Here is a 15,193-nt window from a genome sequence, read left to right on the forward strand (position 1 = left end):
ACTGCCTCAGCGCGCGGCGAGCGCCTGGGCGATCTCGGCCTGGATCGCGCGGGCGGCGGCCTGCGGGTCGCTGGCGAGCCGGATCGGGCGACCGACCACGATCGCGTCGGCGCCGTCGGCAAAGGCCTGGGCCACGCCCACGGTGCGCTTCTGGTCATCACCGACCGGGCCACCGGGGCGGATCCCAGGGCACACGATCGAGAAGCCGGCGCCGGTGGCCGCGCGGATCGGGCCGGCCTCCTGGCCGGAGGCGATCACGCCATCGATGCCGGCGGCCTGGGCGGCCAGCGAGCGCTCGACCACCACCTCCACCGGCTCGCGGTCGATGCCCATGCCGGCCAGGTCGCTGCGGCCCATCGAGGTCAGCACGGTCACCGCCAGCAGGCGCATGTCGCTGCCGTTGGCGGCCGCGCAGGCTTCCATCATCGCCGGGTGCCAGCCATGGATGGTGGCGTAGCTCACCGGCCACTGCGACAGCCGCTTGATCACCGCAGCGGCGGTGGCGGGGATGTCGAAGAACTTCAGGTCGACGAACACGCGCTTGTCGCGCGCGGCCAGCGCATCGAGCACCTCGAAGTACTCGCCGGAGGCCAGCAGTTCCATGCCGATCTTGTAGAACGACACCGCATCGCCCAGGCGATCGACCCAGGCCAGCGCGTCATCGCGGCCGGGCACGTCGAGCGCGAAGATCAGGCGCTCGTCGTCCCGCAGCGGCAGCGGCGCGCGGCTCACGGTGCGTAATCCAGCGCGGCGCGCTTGGCGTCGTGGCGGGCCTGGCGCGACTGGCTGTAATCGTTGTTGAACTGGGCCGGCTCGAAGCCGCCGTAGGTCGGGTTGGGCAGCATCCACCAGCGCTCGCCGAACCAGTCGTGGTACTGCTGCAGCAGCGCGTCGCGGCCGTCGTTGGTGTTGGCGGTGACTTCCACGAAGTCGCCCAGCTGGTCGCCGAACTGCATCAGCACGCGGTACTTCTGGCCAGCCAGGCGACGGCGGCAGTTCTTCTCGCTGCCGGCCTGCTCGCAGCCGTCCACCACGGTGCCCAGGCCGAGGAAAACGCTGTCGTCGGCCACCGGCAGGCCCTGCTCGCGCAGGTTGGCCAGCGTGGCCTCCTTGAGATGCACGGCGCGGTTGGAGATGTACAGCAGGGTCACGCCCTTGGCGTTGGCGGCCTTGGCGAAATCGACTACACCCGGAATCGCCTTGGCCTTCTTTTCGGCCACCCACTGGTCCCAGCTCAGCTCGTCGTACTCCTTGCCATCGCGCACCAGGCGCGCCTGGTAGGGCGAGTTGTCCAGCACGGTTTCATCCACGTCCAGCACCACGGCCGGCTTCAGGCCCTTGGCGGCGTTGCCGCGTTCTTCCGGCACCAGCGCGTCCCAGTTGGGTTCCTTCAGCGCCTTGTCCAGGTGATCGGCGGCGGCGCGGTAAGTCTGCTCGGTGATCGCGCGGTATTCCTGCGCGCGCTGCATCCACAGCACGGCATTGAGGTTGTCATTGGCGGCCACGGCGGCATCGCCGGTGGCGGCCGGGGCGCTCGCGGCAGCCGCAGCGGCCGGCGGGGCGGCATCGGCCGGGGTTTCGGTGCGCTTGCAGGCACTCAGTGCCAGCACGGCACAGGCAAGCACGGACAGGGAAACAGCACTACGACGCATGGCATTCACCGGCAACAGATTCGCGCCAGTTTACCGGCTTGTCCGGCGGCATTCATGCGCAAGGCAGGGCTCGGCTATGCTGCACGCCCCTGAAACACCCCGGAGCGCCCCATGACCGACGACACCCAGACCCCTGCCCTGCCCGTGCTCAGCGCGGCCCAGGCCCGCGCGTTGGGCTGCCTGATCGAGAAGGAGGCGACCACCCCGGACGCCTACCCGCTCACGGTCAACGCCGCGCAGGTGGCGGCCAACCAGAAGACCGCGCGCGAGCCGGTGATGGCCCTGTCCGCCGGTGATGTGCACCATGCGCTGCGCCAGCTGGAAAGCATGGGCCTGGCCCGCCAGCAGTTTTCCTCGCGCGCCGAGCGCTACGAGCATCGCGCCGGCAGTGCGCTGGACCTGACCCGGCAACAGTTGGCCATCGTGGGCCTGTTGCTGCTGCGCGGCCCGCAGACGGTGAACGAGCTGCTGACCCGCAGCGAGCGGCTGTTCCAGTTCCAGGACGCGGAGGAACTGCGCCACCACATCGAACGCATGATCCAGCGCGGGCTGGCCGTACAACTGCCGCGCGCCAGCGGCCAGCGCGAAGACCGCTACATGCACCTGCTGGGTGGCCCGGTGGATGTGCAGGCCCTGGCGGAGAGCTACAAGGGGTCTTCGTCGAGCGGCGGCGGTGGCAGCCCCGCGCTGGAAGCACGCGTGCAGCAGCTGGAGGCCACGGTGGCCGAACTGCAGGAACAGCTGGCGGAATTGCGCGCGCAGTTGGGCGGGTGAGGGGCAGCCGACCAACGGTCGGCTCTACCTGTGTCGCTGATTGATTCGCTGGTGACGGGCAGCCGGCCAACGGTCGGCTCTACCGGCGGGTGGGTGTGGCGCCGTGCACGTCGCCGGTGTCAGGGCGCCGGGGCGCCCGGGGTGGCGAACAGCAGCACCACCTCCTCGTGTGGCGGCGGCAGCAGCAGGTCGCCACGATCTTCCATGCCCAGTTTGCGCAGCAGCGCGGCCGAGCGCACGTTGTCCGGGGACACGATGCCGTACAGATCGGTGTGACCGAGCACATCGCGCGCGTAGTGCATCACCCCGCGCGCGGCCTCGAACGCGTAGCCGTGGCCTTCGTACTGCGAGAGCAGTGCATAGCCGATATCCGGGGCCGGCAGCCCGGCGCGCCGGACCAGGCCGGCATTGCCCAACCATGCGCCGTCTTCGCGGCGGACGATGGCGTACATGCCAAAGCCGTTGAGCGTGTAGCTGCCCAGCACGCGCTCGGCGGTGTAGTCGCGCGCCTGCGCCAGGGTGCGTACGCCGCGGTCGGCGATGTTGCGGATGAAGCCCGGCTCGTTGAGCAGGGCCAGCATGTCGGCGGCATCGTGGTCAGGGTCGATCAGGCGCAGGTGCAAACGGTCGGTCTGGATCACGGCGGACATGCGGGTACCGGTGGAAGGTGATACCTCGATTGTGCAATGCGCGCCGCGAACCCGGTAGAGCCGACCGTTGGTCGGCTGCGCTTCGAGGCGGGATACGGCAACCGACGCGCTTTGGGCAGCCGACCAACGGTCGGCTCTACCCCGGCGGTGGGTCAGTCGAAGAGGGCCTGGATCGCGGCCAGGCCTGCGTTGGCGCGCTCTTTCTTGCGCGCGGCGTCGGCGACGGGATCGGCGCCATCGCGCTGCATTTCCTCGGCCGGTATCTCATCGAAGAAGCGGCTGGGCTTGAGCCGCACGTGCTCGCCGAATTTGCGGGTGAGCTTGCTGTAGCTCATCCACAGCTGCACCTTGGCGCGGGTGATGCCCACGTACAGCAGGCGCCGCTCTTCCTGCAGGTTGCCTTCGTCCAGGCTGACCTGGTGCGGCAGGACGCCGTCCTCGCAGCCGATGATGAACACGTACGGGAATTCCAGGCCCTTGGAGGCGTGCAGGGTCATCATCCGCACCTGGTTGCCACCGTCGTCCTTGTCGTTGCGCGAGAGCAGTGCCAGCTGCGCGGCCAGATCGGCGGTGGAGGCTCCGCGCGGGCCGCCCTCGAACCACTGCGCCAGTTCTTCCAGGTTGCCGAGGCGACGCTGGTACACCGATTCTTCTTTGCACGAACTACGCAGATCCGAGACCAGCCCGGATTCCTTCACCAGCTTGCGCACCAGGTCGCCGGAGCTGAGCTTGGGCATCTCCGCACGCAGGTCGCGCAGGATGTCGGTGAAGCGGCTCAGGCCATTGGCCGCGCGCGGCGGCAACTGCGAGAGCGCACCGATCGCTTCGGCGGCATGCGCCATCGGCAGATCCTTTTCCGAGGCCAGCTCGGCCAGCTTGGCCAGGGTGCCGGCCCCCACTTCGCGCTTGGGCGACTGCACCGCACGCATGAACGCCGTATCGTCGTCCGGGTTCACCAGCAGGCGCAGCCAGGACAGCGTGTCCTTGACCTCCTGGCGCTCCAGGAACGCGGTGCCGCCGGTGATGTGGTACGGCGCGCGCACCAGCTGCAGCGCTTTTTCCAGCGGCCGCGACTGGAAGTTGCCGCGGAACAGGATGCAGAAATCGCTCCACGGAATCTTCCTGGACGTCGCCAGGAACGAAATCTCCGCGGCCACTTTTTCCGCTTCATGCTCGCTGTTGCGGCACTCCCACACGCGGATGCGCTCGCCGTCGGCCTGGTCGCTCCACAGCTTCTTCAGGTGTTCGTGCGGGTTGTTGGCGATCAGTGCGTTGGCCGCGCGCAGCACGCGGTTGGAGCAGCGGTAGTTCTGCTCCAGCTTGATGATTTCCAGCGCCGGGTAGTCGCGCGCCATCTGCTGCAGGTTTTCCGGGTTCGCACCGCGCCAGGCGTAGATCGACTGATCGTCATCGCCCACGCAGGTGAAGTTGCCCTTGCTGCCGGCCAGCTGCTTGAGCAGTCGGTACTGGGCATCGTTGGTGTCCTGGCATTCGTCCACCAGCAGGTAGCCGATGCGCTCGCGCCAGGCCAGTGCGATCTCCGGGTTTTCTTCCAGCACCTGCACCGGCAGGCGGATCAGATCATCGAAATCGACCGCGTTGAACGCGGTCAGCCGCAGCTGGTAGCGCTCGTAGACGCTGGCCGCTTCCTTCTCGCGCGTGCTGCGTGCCGCGGCCATCGCCTGCTCGGGCGAGAGACCGGCATTCTTGGCGCGCGAGATCAGGTTCTTCACGTCCTCGATGTCGTCCGGCTTGGCCCCGTACATCAGGTCCTTGACCTGTGCGGTCGAATCGTCGGCATCGAAGATGGAGAACCCGCGCTTGAGCCCCACCGCAGCGTGTTCGATCTGCAGGAACTTCAGCCCCAGCGCGTGGAAGGTACAGATCGTCACTTCATCGGCATCGTCACCGCGCAGGCGCTTGGCCACGCGCTCGCGCATTTCCTTGGCCGATTTGTTGGTGAAGGTGATCGCCGCGATCCGCCGCGCCGGGTAGCGCTTGCTGGCGATCAGCTGGCCGATCTTCTCCACGATCACGCGCGTCTTGCCGCTGCCCGCGCCGGCGAGCACCAGCAGAGGACCTTCGCAGTGCATCACTGCCGCGTGTTGGGGAGGATTGAGACCGTGCATGCCATCTCCAGGGGAGGGGCATTGTACCGGCCTTGGTCGGCCCGCATCGACGCGCCACCGCCCGGATTGACGCCTTCACGGGGGTGGGGTATCCATTGTCCTGATCGACGCAGAGGACGCGACGCATGGCAATGAGCAGGAAAGGACGCGGGGTGTGGATGTTGGTCGCGGCCCTCGCGGCCTTGCCCGCCTGGGGGCAGTCGAGCCAGCCGGACCTGCGTGCCCAGGATGCACAGGACACCGACGCCTTCCTGAACCGGCACCCCGACCTGCGTTACCGCAAGCTCGGCAAGGAGGCCCAGGCGCGCGGCCGCCTCGAGGAAGCGCGGCGTTTCTACCGCCTCGGCGCCCGCCATGCCGACAAACTGTCCCAGGCCGCGCTGGCCGAGATGTGGTGGAACGGCCAGGGCGGCGGGCAGGACCGGGCGCTGGCCTATGCCTGGATGGACCTGGCCGCCGAGCGCGGGACCGAGTTCCTGCTGGTGCTGCGTGAGCGCTACTGGGCTGCGCTGACCCCGGACGAGCAGACCCGTGCGGTGCAGGAAGGCCAGGCCCTGTACGCCGAGTTTGGCGACACGGTGGCCCAGCCCCGGTTGGAGCGTGAGCTCCGCCGCGGGCTGAGTGAGGTCACCGGCAGCCGAACCGGCTCGGTCGGCGGCATGCGCATGCTGGTCCGCGATGATCGCGGCCAGCGCTACGTGGAGCCGGACGTGTTCTATCGGGACGAATACTGGCAGCCGGCCCAGTACTGGCAATGGCAGGCGCGGCAGCTGGAGGCGGCCGGGCGTGCCATCGGCACCGGGAGCGTGGAGGTCGGCATGCCGACCACGGTACCGGGCTTGTGGGACTGAACCGATCCGGCGCCATGCCGGGGCCGCCGAACGGATAAAATCCCGGCATGGCCAAGCTCTATTTCTATTATTCGGCGATGAACGCCGGCAAGACCACGACCCTGCTGCAGTCGGCGCACAACTACCGCGAGCGGGGCATGCGCGTGGCCATCCTGACCCCGCGGCTGGATGATCGCGCCGGGCACGGCGTGGTCGCCTCGCGGATCGGCCTGAAGGCGGACGGGATCGCGTTCCACCCCGACACCGACCTGCAGCAGCTGATCGCCGAGGACATCGGCACGCACGGCCCGCTGGGCTGCGTCCTGGTGGATGAGGCGCAGTTCCTGAGCCGCAGCCAGGTGTGGCAGCTCAGCGAGGTGGTCGACCAGATGCGCATCCCGGTGCTCTGCTACGGCCTGCGCACCGATTTCCGCGGTGAGCTGTTCGAAGGCAGCCAGTACCTGCTGGCCTGGGCCGATGAGATGCAGGAGATCAAGACGATCTGCCACAGCGGCAAGAAAGCCACGATGACCGTGCGCGTGGACGAGCACGGCCACGCGGTGCAGGACGGGCCGCAGGTGGAGATCGGCGGCAACGAGCGCTATGTGTCGGTAAGCCGCGCAGAGTTCAAAAAGATCATGCGCGGTGAAGGCCGTATCGACCCGTTGCAGGCCGGTTGACCCGCCTCCCCGTCAGCTTCACCCGGGCGCCTGTCCGCGCGCCGGGTGAGGTGGGTCGGCGGTTGCCGGCGCCTCAGTACAACGTGCGCTCCGCCGCGCCCTTCGGCGGCGGGCTGTACTGATAGAGCCAGGTTTCGGTCAGCGTTTTCCCGCCACTGCGCAGGTACAGGCGGATGTCGATCTGCTCGGTCGAGTCATCCGGCGGCACCACGTCGAACATCGCACGGTAGCCCCTGATCTCGCGCAGCGGGCGCGCCGAAACGATCTCGGTGCGGCCACGGCTGACCTGCACGACGGCCTCGACTTCGCCCTTGTCGATCATCGCGGCCAGTTCGCCCCCTTCGAAATCGACCGCGAAGCGCCACGAGAAGTACTCGCGCTTCTTGCCGATCACCCCGCCCAGGCCGGTACGGGTGGCCACGCAGTGCGCCAGCGGCGGGCGCGCCGGCGGCTCCGCGCCCCAGAACAGGCGGTAGCCGAGCAGCAGCTCCTGGCCCGGCTGCGGCTTGGCCTCGGGATTCCAGAACGCCACGATGTTGTCGAAGGTCTCATCCACGGTCGGGATCTCAACCAGCTGCACCGAGCCCTTGCCCCATTGCCCCTTCGGTTCGACCCACAGGCACGGACGCTTCTCGTAGAAGACGCCGTCGTCCTGGTAATGGTCGAAGTTGCGGTCGCGCTGGAGCAGGCCGAAGCCGCGCGGGTTGTTGTCCACGAACATGTTGAAGCGCAGGTTGTACGGGTTGCACAGCGGGCGCCAGATCCATTCGCCGGCGCCGGTCCACATCGACAGGCCGTCGGTATCGTGGATTTCCGGGCGCCAGTCCCAGGCCATGCGGCGGTCGTTCTCGCCGACCTGGTACATGCTGGTGCACGGGGCGATGCCCAGGCGCTCGATCGCCTTGCGGGGGTACAGCGCGCAGTCGATGTCCATCAACAGCACATCGCCGTTGGTGATCGCAAAGCGGTAGGCGCCGGTGGTGCTGGGTGAATCCAGCAGGGCGTAGACCACCAGCGTGTTCGAGTCCGCTGCCGGCTGCTCCAGGTAGTAGGCGATGAAATCCGGGAATTCCTCGGGCTTGCCCATGCCGGTGTCGATCGCCAGGCCGCGCGCGGATTGGCCGTACTGGCCCTCCTTGCCGACCGCGCGGAAATAGCTGGCACCGAGGAACGCGGCGAAGTCGCGGTCGGTGTCCTTGCGGGTATTGAGGCGGAAGCCGGCAAAGCCCAGGTCGGCCGGCAGGTGGCTGCCCTTCAGGCCGCTCTTGCCGTAATCGAAGGCGGCGCCGTCATAGGCCAGTTCCTGCGCCTTGCCGTCGGTCACGTCGAACATCCGCACCGGGGAATGGAAGTACAGCCCCAGGTGGAAGAACTTGGCTTGGTAACGCCCGGGCTGGTCGGCCCACAGGGCGTGGTCCTGACGGTACTGGATGGACTGGTACTGGTCCCAGTCCAGCCCTTCCACCGGGCCCGGCAACGTGCGCTTGTGGCTCTGGTAGGCGGCCTGGGACAGCGCGCGGGCCTGCCCTTTGAGCGAGGCGAAATCGAACGGCTGCGGCTGGCCCAGCCGGCGCAGGCCGACCTGGTTGCCCTGCGCGGCGCAGGCCGGCAGTGCGGGCAGGCCGAAAGCGGCCAGGGCCACGGAGGCATTGCGGAGGAAGTCGCGTCGTTGCATGCAGGCAGCGATGGCAGGGAAGGGCCGGCCATCATAGGCACGCAGACGTTAATTCGCCGAGGTGAATGCGCGGCGGCGTTCAGCCAGCACGGTCAGGGCCCGGCGGCGACCTGCGCCGGCACGCAGTCCTGGCGCAGCCGGTTCACCTCCTGCAGCAACTGCCCGCCCTGCGGCCACTGTGCCTGCAGCTCCTGCCGAAGCTGGCCCAGTGCTTCGCGCGCACGCGCCGGGGAGGTGCCGCAGTCCAGCTGCGCCATCGCCGCGCGCGCGCGCCAGCGCAGGGCACGGCTGTCCAGGTCGGCGGCGTCGCCCACCAGCAAGGGCGCCAGCGCGCGGCGCGCTTCCACGGTCTGGCCCATCCGGCCCAGGTTGCGGCCCCAGGCCAGCTGCAACGCGCGCTGCAGCGCCGGGCTGGAGGGCCCGGCACGGTCCACCCGACGCATCAGCGCCGCCAACTGCTCGCCGGCCTGGCGTGGATCACCCTGCGCACTGACGATCTCTGCCATCTGCCGATCGGCCTGCTGCACGGACGCATCGTCGTCGCCGCGTTGCGCGGCCTGCCATTGGCGTCCCTCATGCAGGGCGGCCAGGGCGGCCTGCCAACGCCCGCCCTGGGCCAGGGCAGCGGCATAGTCGTACAGGCCCTGCGGCAGCAGGCCGACGCAATCGGGTTGGCGCCAGATCGCCACGGCGCGGCCCAGATCATCGATCGCGGTGGCACTGTCACCGCGCTCCAGCGCCAGCCGCCCCAGCGCATGCCAGGTCAGGCCGGTATCGCGATGCTGTTCACCCAGCGCCTGACGGGTCAGGCGATGCACCTGCTGCAACTGGGCCTGCGCCTGCTGCAGGTCACCGCGCTGCAGCGCCAGCAGCGCGCGCAGGCGACGGATCGACAGGGTTTCCGGGTGATCCGGCCCGTACAGTGCCACCGCATCGGCGCCGGCCGATTGCAGCGCCTGCCCGGCAGCGTCGAGGTCGCCCTGTGCGGCCAGCGTCTCGCCCATGTGCCGCCGCAGCGCGATCAACTGCGGGTTGCGCGCGCTGGCCTTGGCCTGCAGCAGCTGCAGCGCCTGCCGGTAGCCGGCCAATGCGGCCGCCGCACGGCCATCGTCGCTGTCCAGCGCGGCCAGGTCGGCCAGGCTCTCCGCAGTGCCCTGCGTATCACGCAGCACATCACGGCGCAGCACCCGCGCCTGCTCGAAGGAGGCACGGGCGTTGTCACGGTAGCCCAGCAGCTGTTGGCAGCGCCCCAACTGGGTGTGGTACTCGGCCACGACCGTCGGCAGCCGCAGACGCTGCTGTGTGGCCAGTGCCTGCATCGGCGTGAGGTGGGTCACGCACTCGCGCGAGCGCCCCAGCATGCGCAGGGCCCGCCCACGCTGGGTCACCGCTTCCAGCTGCAGCGCCGGTGGCACCTCGCCGGCCTGCTCAAGCAGCGCGCGCTGGTGATCGAGCGTCTGCAGCGCCAGCTGGTAGTCGCCCATGCCGATCCGCAGGCGGCCGATCACACCTTCCAGTTCGGCCAGCGACAGTGGCTGATCGCGCAGTTCCGCCTCGCCCCGCTGCTGTCCGGTGGCCAGCAGCTGGCGCAGATCGAAACTGCCGTGGCGCACGCCGGCGGCCCGGTCGAACAAGCCCACGGTGAAATCCTCCATCGCCTGGGCGCGCGCCACTTCACGGCGGGCCTGCTGCATCTGCCACAGCGCGGTGAGCGCCAGTGCGAGCAGGGCCAGCACCGCCATGCTGCCCAGCGCCACGCCCCAGCGGTGGCGGCCCAGGTATTTGCGCAGCCGGTAACCCACGTGCTGCGGCCGGGCATGGATCGGGCGGCCTTCGAGGAAGCGGCGCAGGTCCTGGGCCAGCGCTTCCACCGAGGCGTAGCGCTGCCCGGGTTCCTTCTGCAGGGCCTTGAGCAGGATGGTATCCAGGTCGCCGCGCAGCCGCCGCGACAGGCGCCTGGCCGCCACCGCCTGCTCACCCCCGGCGGCCGCCACGCGCGCCACCACCGCCGAGGCGCGCGGGGCCTGCACCTCCAGGATCGAGCGCTCCCATTCCGCATCGCTGTGCCGGCGCAGGCGATAGGGCTTCTGCCCGGTGATCACCTCGAACAACACCACGCCCAGGGAATAGACATCGGTCAGCGTGGAGACCGGCTCGCCGCGGACCTGTTCCGGCGCGGCGTAGTGCAGGGTGAACGCCCGCGCTTCGGTGGGAGGATGCACGGGCGGTTTGCCCTCGTCATCGTCAAGCAGCTTGGCGATGCCGAAGTCCAGCAGTTTCACCTCGCCCTCGGCGGTGACCAGGATGTTGGAGGGCTTGAGGTCGCGATGCACGATCAGATTCGCATGCGCATGGCTGACCACCGCGCAGACCTGCAGCATCAGCTGCAGGCGCCGCTCCAGCGGCAGCGCCAGGCGCTGGCAGTGCTCGGTGATCGGCTCGCCTTCCACGTAGGCCAGCGTAAGGTACGGCTGCCCCTGCAGATCCACGCCGGCATCCAGCAGATGGGCCAGGTTCGGGTGCTGCAGCCGCGCCAGAATCTCGCGTTCGCGGCTGAAGCGCTGGCGCAGGCCGGGATCGGCATAGCCGCTGCGCAGCAGCTTCAGGGCGACCTGGCGCTCGTACAGGCCATCGGCACGCTCGGCCAGCCAGACCTCGCCCATGCCGCCCTCGCCGAGCGGGCGCAGCAGCCGGTACGGCCCGACCCGCGTGCCTACCCGGCTGTCCTCCGGCGCGGCGGTCCACAACGGCTGGGCCAGGAACTCGTGGCTGTCGCGCTCGTGGGCGAGCAGGCGCTCCACATCCTCGGCCAGGCCCGGATCCTCCACACGCAGGCGCGACAGCCGCTGCTCACGCTCCGGTTCGGGCAGTTCCAGCAATTGATCCAGCAGGCAGGACAGCTGCCGCCAGCGTGACGCCTCCATCGGTCCTCTCCCCGGACGATGCGTGGGCTTTCAGGGCTCCCCGACCGACGCCAGCAGGAACATGCGCGCCTTCTGCCAGTCGCGGCGGATGCTGCGCTCCGAGCGTTGGCACAGGTCGGCGATTTCCTGCTCGGACAGGCCGGCGAAGTACCGCAGTTCCACCACCTTGGCCAGGTGTGCATCCACCGCGTGCAGCTGCGCCAGCGCGACATCCAGCGCCAGCAGATCTTCATCCAGGCGCACGCCGCTGCTGCTGTTCTCGGGCAGCTCCACCCGCTTGAGGTCACCGCCGCGTTTGCGCGCCAGCCGGTTGCGCGCGTAATCGACCACCACGCTGCGCATTGCCGAGGCGGCGTAGGCGAAGAAATGCGCGCGGTCCTCGAAGCGCGCGGCGCCCCGCGAGCCGAGCAGCTTCAGGTACGACTCGTGCACCAGCGAGGTGGCATCCAGGGTGCGGCCCTGCTGACCGGCCAGCTGCCGGCGGGCCATGCTGTGCAGCTCCTGGTAGAGCAGGGTCAGGACCCGGTCGAGCGCGGCGCGGTCGCCCGCCCGGGCCGAATCCAGCCACACGGTGATATCCGGTCCTTCGTCCATCGCACACCCCCGCCGGTGACGTTGGCCGGACTATACCGCCCGATGGGCGACAGGCGCGCGACGATTCAGCGCTGGCAGTGCCCGCACCAGACGCTGGCGCGCTGGCCGATGGTGGCGTGGCGGAGCAGGCGGCCACACTGCCGGCAGGGCTCGCCTTCACGCCCGTAGACCAGCAGCTCCTGCTCGAAGTACCCCGGCGCCCCGTCCGGATTGATGAAATCGCGCAGGGTGGTGCCGCCCCGGGTGATGGCATAGGCCAGGATCCGTTTCACCGCATCGGCCAGGCGCTGGTAGCGCGCGCGGGAGATCTTGCCGGCCTCGCGCAGCGGATTGATCCCGGCCATGAACAGGCTTTCGGCAGCGTAGATGTTGCCGACGCCGACCACGATGCCCTGGTCCATCAGGAACGTCTTCACCGACGCGCTGCGGCCGCGGCTGCGGGCGAACAGGTAGTCGCCATCGAAGGCGTCGTCGAGCGGCTCCGGACCCAGCCCGGCCAGCAGGGCATGGGTTTCCCCGGCCGGTTGCCACAGCAGGCTGCCGAAGCGGCGCGGGTCGTTGAAGCGCAGCAGCCGGCCGTTGTCCAGGCTGATGTCCACGTGGTCGTGCGCGCGCACCGGCGTATCGCCGGGCAGCACGCGCAGGCTGCCGGACATGCCCAGGTGGAGCACCGCGCTGCCGATGGCGGTATCCAGCAGCAGGTACTTGGCGCGACGGCGGACCGCTTCAATTGCCTGGCCGGGCAGCTGCTCGCTGACCTCCGGCGGAATCGGCCAGCGCAGGTCGGGCCGGCGCAGGATCACGCCGTGCACACTGCGGCCTTCCAGATGCGGGGCCAGGCCGCGGCGGGTGGTTTCTACTTCGGGCAGTTCAGGCATGGGGCAATTCTACTCAACGCGTCGCGCGCGCTCCGTTCATTCCTGGACCAAGAACGCATCCTGGACCAGCGCGCTGCCTCCCCCTAAACGCCAGAGCGCCAGATAGGGCGCGAAATCGATGGCGTCAGGTGCCAACGGCTGGGAGATGTACCAGCCCAAATACAGATCCGAAGCGACGTGGTACAGCGCCTCGTCCAGTGCGGCCACCTGCGCGGTGTCCAGCGTGCGCGCATCCCTCACCACCTCGCAGATCACATCGTGCAGGTAGCCCGACGGTTCGGACGTGGACCGAGCCGCTTCCAGTCGATCAGACGATGTACTGACAACCGGGACGCTGAGCAGCGTTGCCTGCAACGCCGGTTCGCCATTCGCGCCGGCAACGCGCGCCAGTTCGTCCAGCCACGCACGCGCGGCGGCGGCTCGGGCCTGTGCATTCCCTTCGTGGGCGGGCTGGAGGTAGAGATGATTGCCCCAGCGACCGGCCTGGAGCACGTCCAAGGCGCGCGCCTCCAGCGCATCGGCGTGAGGAAAGGCTGCGAACACCTGCGTCAGGACCTCCGCCTCGGTAACGCCCTGCAGCAGCCCGGAGAAGTACCACGTTTCCTGTTCGCTGCGTCCCGCGCAGAATTCACACCATTCGTCGATCAGATCGTCCATGCGGAGCATGATCGCCCAACGCTCCACCTGGCGGCCAGACCAGACTCACCGCGGCGGCGCGGCCAGTTCCTTCGCGCTCAGGTAGCCATCGCCGTTGGCGTCCTGCTTGTGGAAGCGCTGGATCAGGGTCTGCCGCTGCTGTTCGCGGGTGATCGGCGGGCCCTTGCCACCGGGAAGCTCATCGACGCTGAGCACGCCATCGCCGTTGCGGTCCATGCGATCAAAGGCGTACAGCAGCCACTGCACGTATTCCTCCACGCTGACCCGGCCGTCGCCGTCGGTGTCCATGCGCTGCAGGTAGCTGCCGGTATCGGTGACCTGCGCCTGTGCCGTCGCGCCCAGCACGCCAACGGCCAGGCCCAGACACGCAAAACGCCGCACAAGGCGGCGTTTCGCGGAGACGTTCCCGGTCGGGAGGCGCATCGATCAGTGCGCCGTCAGTGCGTAGCCCTTCAGGCGCGCGGCGTAGTTCTGCAGCGCGGCGATGCCGCTGGCTTCGGCCTCGTGGCACCACGCCTGCAGCAGCTTCAGGCGCTCGGCGGCGTCGTTGCCACGCGCTTCCAGCAGGGCCGCCAGGCGGGCACGGTGTTCCACCAGCACGCGGATGCGCGGTCGCTGTTCGACCCACGTGCTGAGCTGGGCGCGGCAATCCGGCTTGAGCCAGCGGCCGTCGTTGACCAGGCCACGGCGCATGCGGCGCGGCAGCAGCTTGCGCAGCTTGGCGCCAGCCATCGCGGCCTCTTCGCGCAGGGCCGGCACGAACACGTTGCGCTGGTAATCGGTCATCGCCTGGAAGCGGTGCGACAGCAGGGCCTTGAGGGTTTCCGCATCCGGCACGGCGATGTTCGGGCGCACGTCCATGCTCGGTGCTACGCGCAGCACCTTGGCCAGGCGCAGGGCCTGCAGGCCGCGGATCACCGCCCAGCCGATGTCGAACTCCCAGCGGCGCATGGAGAAGCGCGCCGAACTGGGGAAGGCGTGATGGTTGTTGTGCAGCTCTTCGCCACCCACCCAGAACGCCCACGGGGTCAGGTTGGTGGAAGTATCGGCCGATTCGAAGTTGCGGTAGCCCCACCAGTGGCCCAGGCCGTTGATGACGCCGGCGGCCCAGAACGGGATCCAGGCCATCTGGATCGCCCACAGGGCCACGCCGGGCAGGCCGAACAGCACGCTGTTGATGACCAGCAGCGCGACCGGGCCGAGATTGGCGTGCGGGGTGTACAGGTGGCGCTCGATCCAGTCATCCGGGGCGCCGCGGCCGTACTGCTCGATGTCCGCACGCATCGCGCGGGCCTCGCGGTACAGCTCCACGCCGCGCCAGAACACCATGCCGATGCCCTTGGTCACCGGGCTGTGCGGGTCTTCATCGGTTTCCACCTTGGCGTGGTGCTTGCGATGGATCGCCACCCACTCCTTGGTGATCATGGAGGTGGTCAGCCAGGTCCAGAACCGGAAGAAGTGCGCGATGACCGGATGGAAATCCACCCCCCGGTGCGCCTGGCTGCGATGCAGATACAGGGTCACGGCGAAGATGGTGAGCTGCGTGAACACCAGCAGCACCAGCGCCATGCCCCACCAGCCAAGGCCGACGACACCGCCGGTCAGGAAGTTGAGGAGCGTATCGAGCATCGCAGAACTCCGGGCCGCAGTCGGCCAGCAAGGAAACGGGTACACCTTCGGACATGATGGGGCCTGACGTTGCAAACTTCATCCCTTCGATGCCATTTTTGCGCAGTCATTCAGTTCCTCC

Annotated in this window: 14 protein-coding genes; 3 read left to right on the plus strand and 11 right to left on the minus strand. The window is 68.9% G+C overall.

Annotated elements, in window-relative coordinates:
- Positions 1–6: 6 nt before the first annotated feature.
- Together pyrF and PV764_RS18250 are read right to left on the minus strand one after the other, a co-directional pair.
- Positions 7–732, minus strand: coding sequence for an orotidine-5'-phosphate decarboxylase (gene pyrF / locus PV764_RS18245; protein WP_421117233.1), 726 nt, complete (start codon positions 730–732; stop codon positions 7–9).
- Positions 729–1,652 carry a 5'-nucleotidase, lipoprotein e(P4) family gene (locus PV764_RS18250; protein WP_167390349.1) on the minus strand — a complete coding sequence of 308 codons (924 nt, stop codon included), beginning with the start codon at positions 1,650–1,652 and terminating at the stop codon, positions 729–731. The genes pyrF and PV764_RS18250 overlap by 4 nt, the downstream gene beginning before the upstream one ends.
- A 111-nt stretch (positions 1,653–1,763) precedes the next feature.
- Between PV764_RS18250 and PV764_RS18255 the strand changes: the two genes are divergently transcribed.
- Complete coding sequence (locus PV764_RS18255) at positions 1,764–2,426, plus strand: YceH family protein (protein WP_070426331.1); 663 nt, start codon at positions 1,764–1,766, stop codon at positions 2,424–2,426.
- Positions 2,427–2,545: 119 nt separating this feature from the next.
- Here the strand turns inward: PV764_RS18255 and PV764_RS18260 are convergent, their stop codons facing one another.
- Positions 2,546–3,076 carry a GNAT family N-acetyltransferase gene (locus PV764_RS18260; RefSeq protein ID WP_070472700.1) on the minus strand — a complete coding sequence of 177 codons (531 nt, stop codon included), beginning with the start codon at positions 3,074–3,076 and terminating at the stop codon, positions 2,546–2,548.
- 152 nt (positions 3,077–3,228) lie between these two features.
- Positions 3,229–5,205, minus strand: coding sequence for a UvrD-helicase domain-containing protein (locus PV764_RS18265; protein ID WP_019184114.1), 1,977 nt, complete (start codon positions 5,203–5,205; stop codon positions 3,229–3,231).
- 125 nt (positions 5,206–5,330) lie between these two features.
- Here PV764_RS18265 and PV764_RS18270 point away from each other — a divergent pair, with 125 nt between their 5' ends.
- Both PV764_RS18270 and PV764_RS18275 read left to right on the plus strand, forming a co-directional pair.
- Positions 5,331–6,056: an SEL1-like repeat protein gene (locus PV764_RS18270; protein WP_192814281.1), complete on the plus strand. Its 726-nt coding sequence runs from the start codon at positions 5,331–5,333 to the stop codon at positions 6,054–6,056.
- Between the two features lie 47 nt (positions 6,057–6,103).
- The gene (locus PV764_RS18275) at positions 6,104–6,715 is read left to right on the plus strand and encodes a thymidine kinase (protein ID WP_019184112.1); all 612 of its coding nucleotides are present in this window, start codon (positions 6,104–6,106) and stop codon (positions 6,713–6,715) included.
- A gap of 73 nt (positions 6,716–6,788) precedes the next feature.
- Here PV764_RS18275 and PV764_RS18280 read toward each other — a convergent pair whose 3' ends face one another.
- The 7 genes from PV764_RS18280 to PV764_RS18310 form a co-directional block, all read right to left on the minus strand.
- Entirely contained in the window at positions 6,789–8,390 is a 1,602-nt protein-coding gene (locus tag PV764_RS18280) for a glucan biosynthesis protein (protein ID WP_019184111.1), read from the minus strand.
- Between the two features lie 92 nt (positions 8,391–8,482).
- The gene (locus PV764_RS18285; protein ID WP_421117234.1) at positions 8,483–11,314 is read right to left on the minus strand and encodes a protein kinase domain-containing protein; all 2,832 of its coding nucleotides are present in this window, start codon (positions 11,312–11,314) and stop codon (positions 8,483–8,485) included.
- Between the two features lie 30 nt (positions 11,315–11,344).
- On the minus strand, positions 11,345–11,908 hold the full coding sequence (locus tag PV764_RS18290) for an ECF-type sigma factor (protein WP_019184109.1): 564 nt from the start codon (positions 11,906–11,908) through the stop codon (positions 11,345–11,347).
- Positions 11,909–11,973: 65 nt separating this feature from the next.
- A complete protein-coding gene (mutM, locus tag PV764_RS18295; RefSeq protein ID WP_284128571.1) occupies positions 11,974–12,786 on the minus strand; it encodes a bifunctional DNA-formamidopyrimidine glycosylase/DNA-(apurinic or apyrimidinic site) lyase in 813 nt (270 codons plus the stop codon).
- Positions 12,787–12,822: 36 nt separating this feature from the next.
- A complete protein-coding gene (locus tag PV764_RS18300) occupies positions 12,823–13,443 on the minus strand; it encodes a hypothetical protein (protein ID WP_019184107.1) in 621 nt (206 codons plus the stop codon).
- 45 nt (positions 13,444–13,488) lie between these two features.
- Entirely contained in the window at positions 13,489–13,866 is a 378-nt protein-coding gene (locus PV764_RS18305) for an EF-hand domain-containing protein (RefSeq protein WP_421117235.1), read from the minus strand.
- Positions 13,867–13,869: 3 nt separating this feature from the next.
- Positions 13,870–15,072 carry a DesA family fatty acid desaturase gene (locus PV764_RS18310; RefSeq protein ID WP_019184105.1) on the minus strand — a complete coding sequence of 401 codons (1,203 nt, stop codon included), beginning with the start codon at positions 15,070–15,072 and terminating at the stop codon, positions 13,870–13,872.
- Between the last annotated feature and the right edge of the window lie 121 nt (positions 15,073–15,193).

Source organism: Stenotrophomonas sp. AS1, assembly GCF_048957655.1.
Classification (GTDB): domain Bacteria; phylum Pseudomonadota; class Gammaproteobacteria; order Xanthomonadales; family Xanthomonadaceae; genus Stenotrophomonas; species Stenotrophomonas bentonitica_A.

Bases quoted from the DNA above. Each gene is read 5' to 3' on its own strand.
- PV764_RS18305 (WP_421117235.1), bottom strand. From the start codon at position 13,866: ATGCGCCTCCCGACCGGGAACGTCTCCGCGAAACGCCGCCTTGTGCGG.
- PV764_RS18270 (WP_192814281.1), top strand. From the start codon at position 5,331: ATGGCAATGAGCAGGAAAGGACGCGGGGTGTGGATGTTGGTCGCGGCC.
- PV764_RS18285 (WP_421117234.1), bottom strand. From the start codon at position 11,314: ATGGAGGCGTCACGCTGGCGGCAGCTGTCCTGCCTGCTGGATCAATTG.
- PV764_RS18265 (WP_019184114.1), bottom strand. From the start codon at position 5,205: ATGCACGGTCTCAATCCTCCCCAACACGCGGCAGTGATGCACTGCGAA.
- PV764_RS18275 (WP_019184112.1), top strand. From the start codon at position 6,104: ATGGCCAAGCTCTATTTCTATTATTCGGCGATGAACGCCGGCAAGACC.
- PV764_RS18290 (WP_019184109.1), bottom strand. From the start codon at position 11,908: ATGGACGAAGGACCGGATATCACCGTGTGGCTGGATTCGGCCCGGGCG.
- PV764_RS18250 (WP_167390349.1), bottom strand. From the start codon at position 1,652: ATGCGTCGTAGTGCTGTTTCCCTGTCCGTGCTTGCCTGTGCCGTGCTG.
- PV764_RS18300 (WP_019184107.1), bottom strand. From the start codon at position 13,443: ATGGACGATCTGATCGACGAATGGTGTGAATTCTGCGCGGGACGCAGC.
- PV764_RS18260 (WP_070472700.1), bottom strand. From the start codon at position 3,076: ATGTCCGCCGTGATCCAGACCGACCGTTTGCACCTGCGCCTGATCGAC.
- PV764_RS18255 (WP_070426331.1), top strand. From the start codon at position 1,764: ATGACCGACGACACCCAGACCCCTGCCCTGCCCGTGCTCAGCGCGGCC.
- PV764_RS18310 (WP_019184105.1), bottom strand. From the start codon at position 15,072: ATGCTCGATACGCTCCTCAACTTCCTGACCGGCGGTGTCGTCGGCCTT.
- PV764_RS18280 (WP_019184111.1), bottom strand. From the start codon at position 8,390: ATGCAACGACGCGACTTCCTCCGCAATGCCTCCGTGGCCCTGGCCGCT.
- mutM (WP_284128571.1), bottom strand. From the start codon at position 12,786: ATGCCTGAACTGCCCGAAGTAGAAACCACCCGCCGCGGCCTGGCCCCG.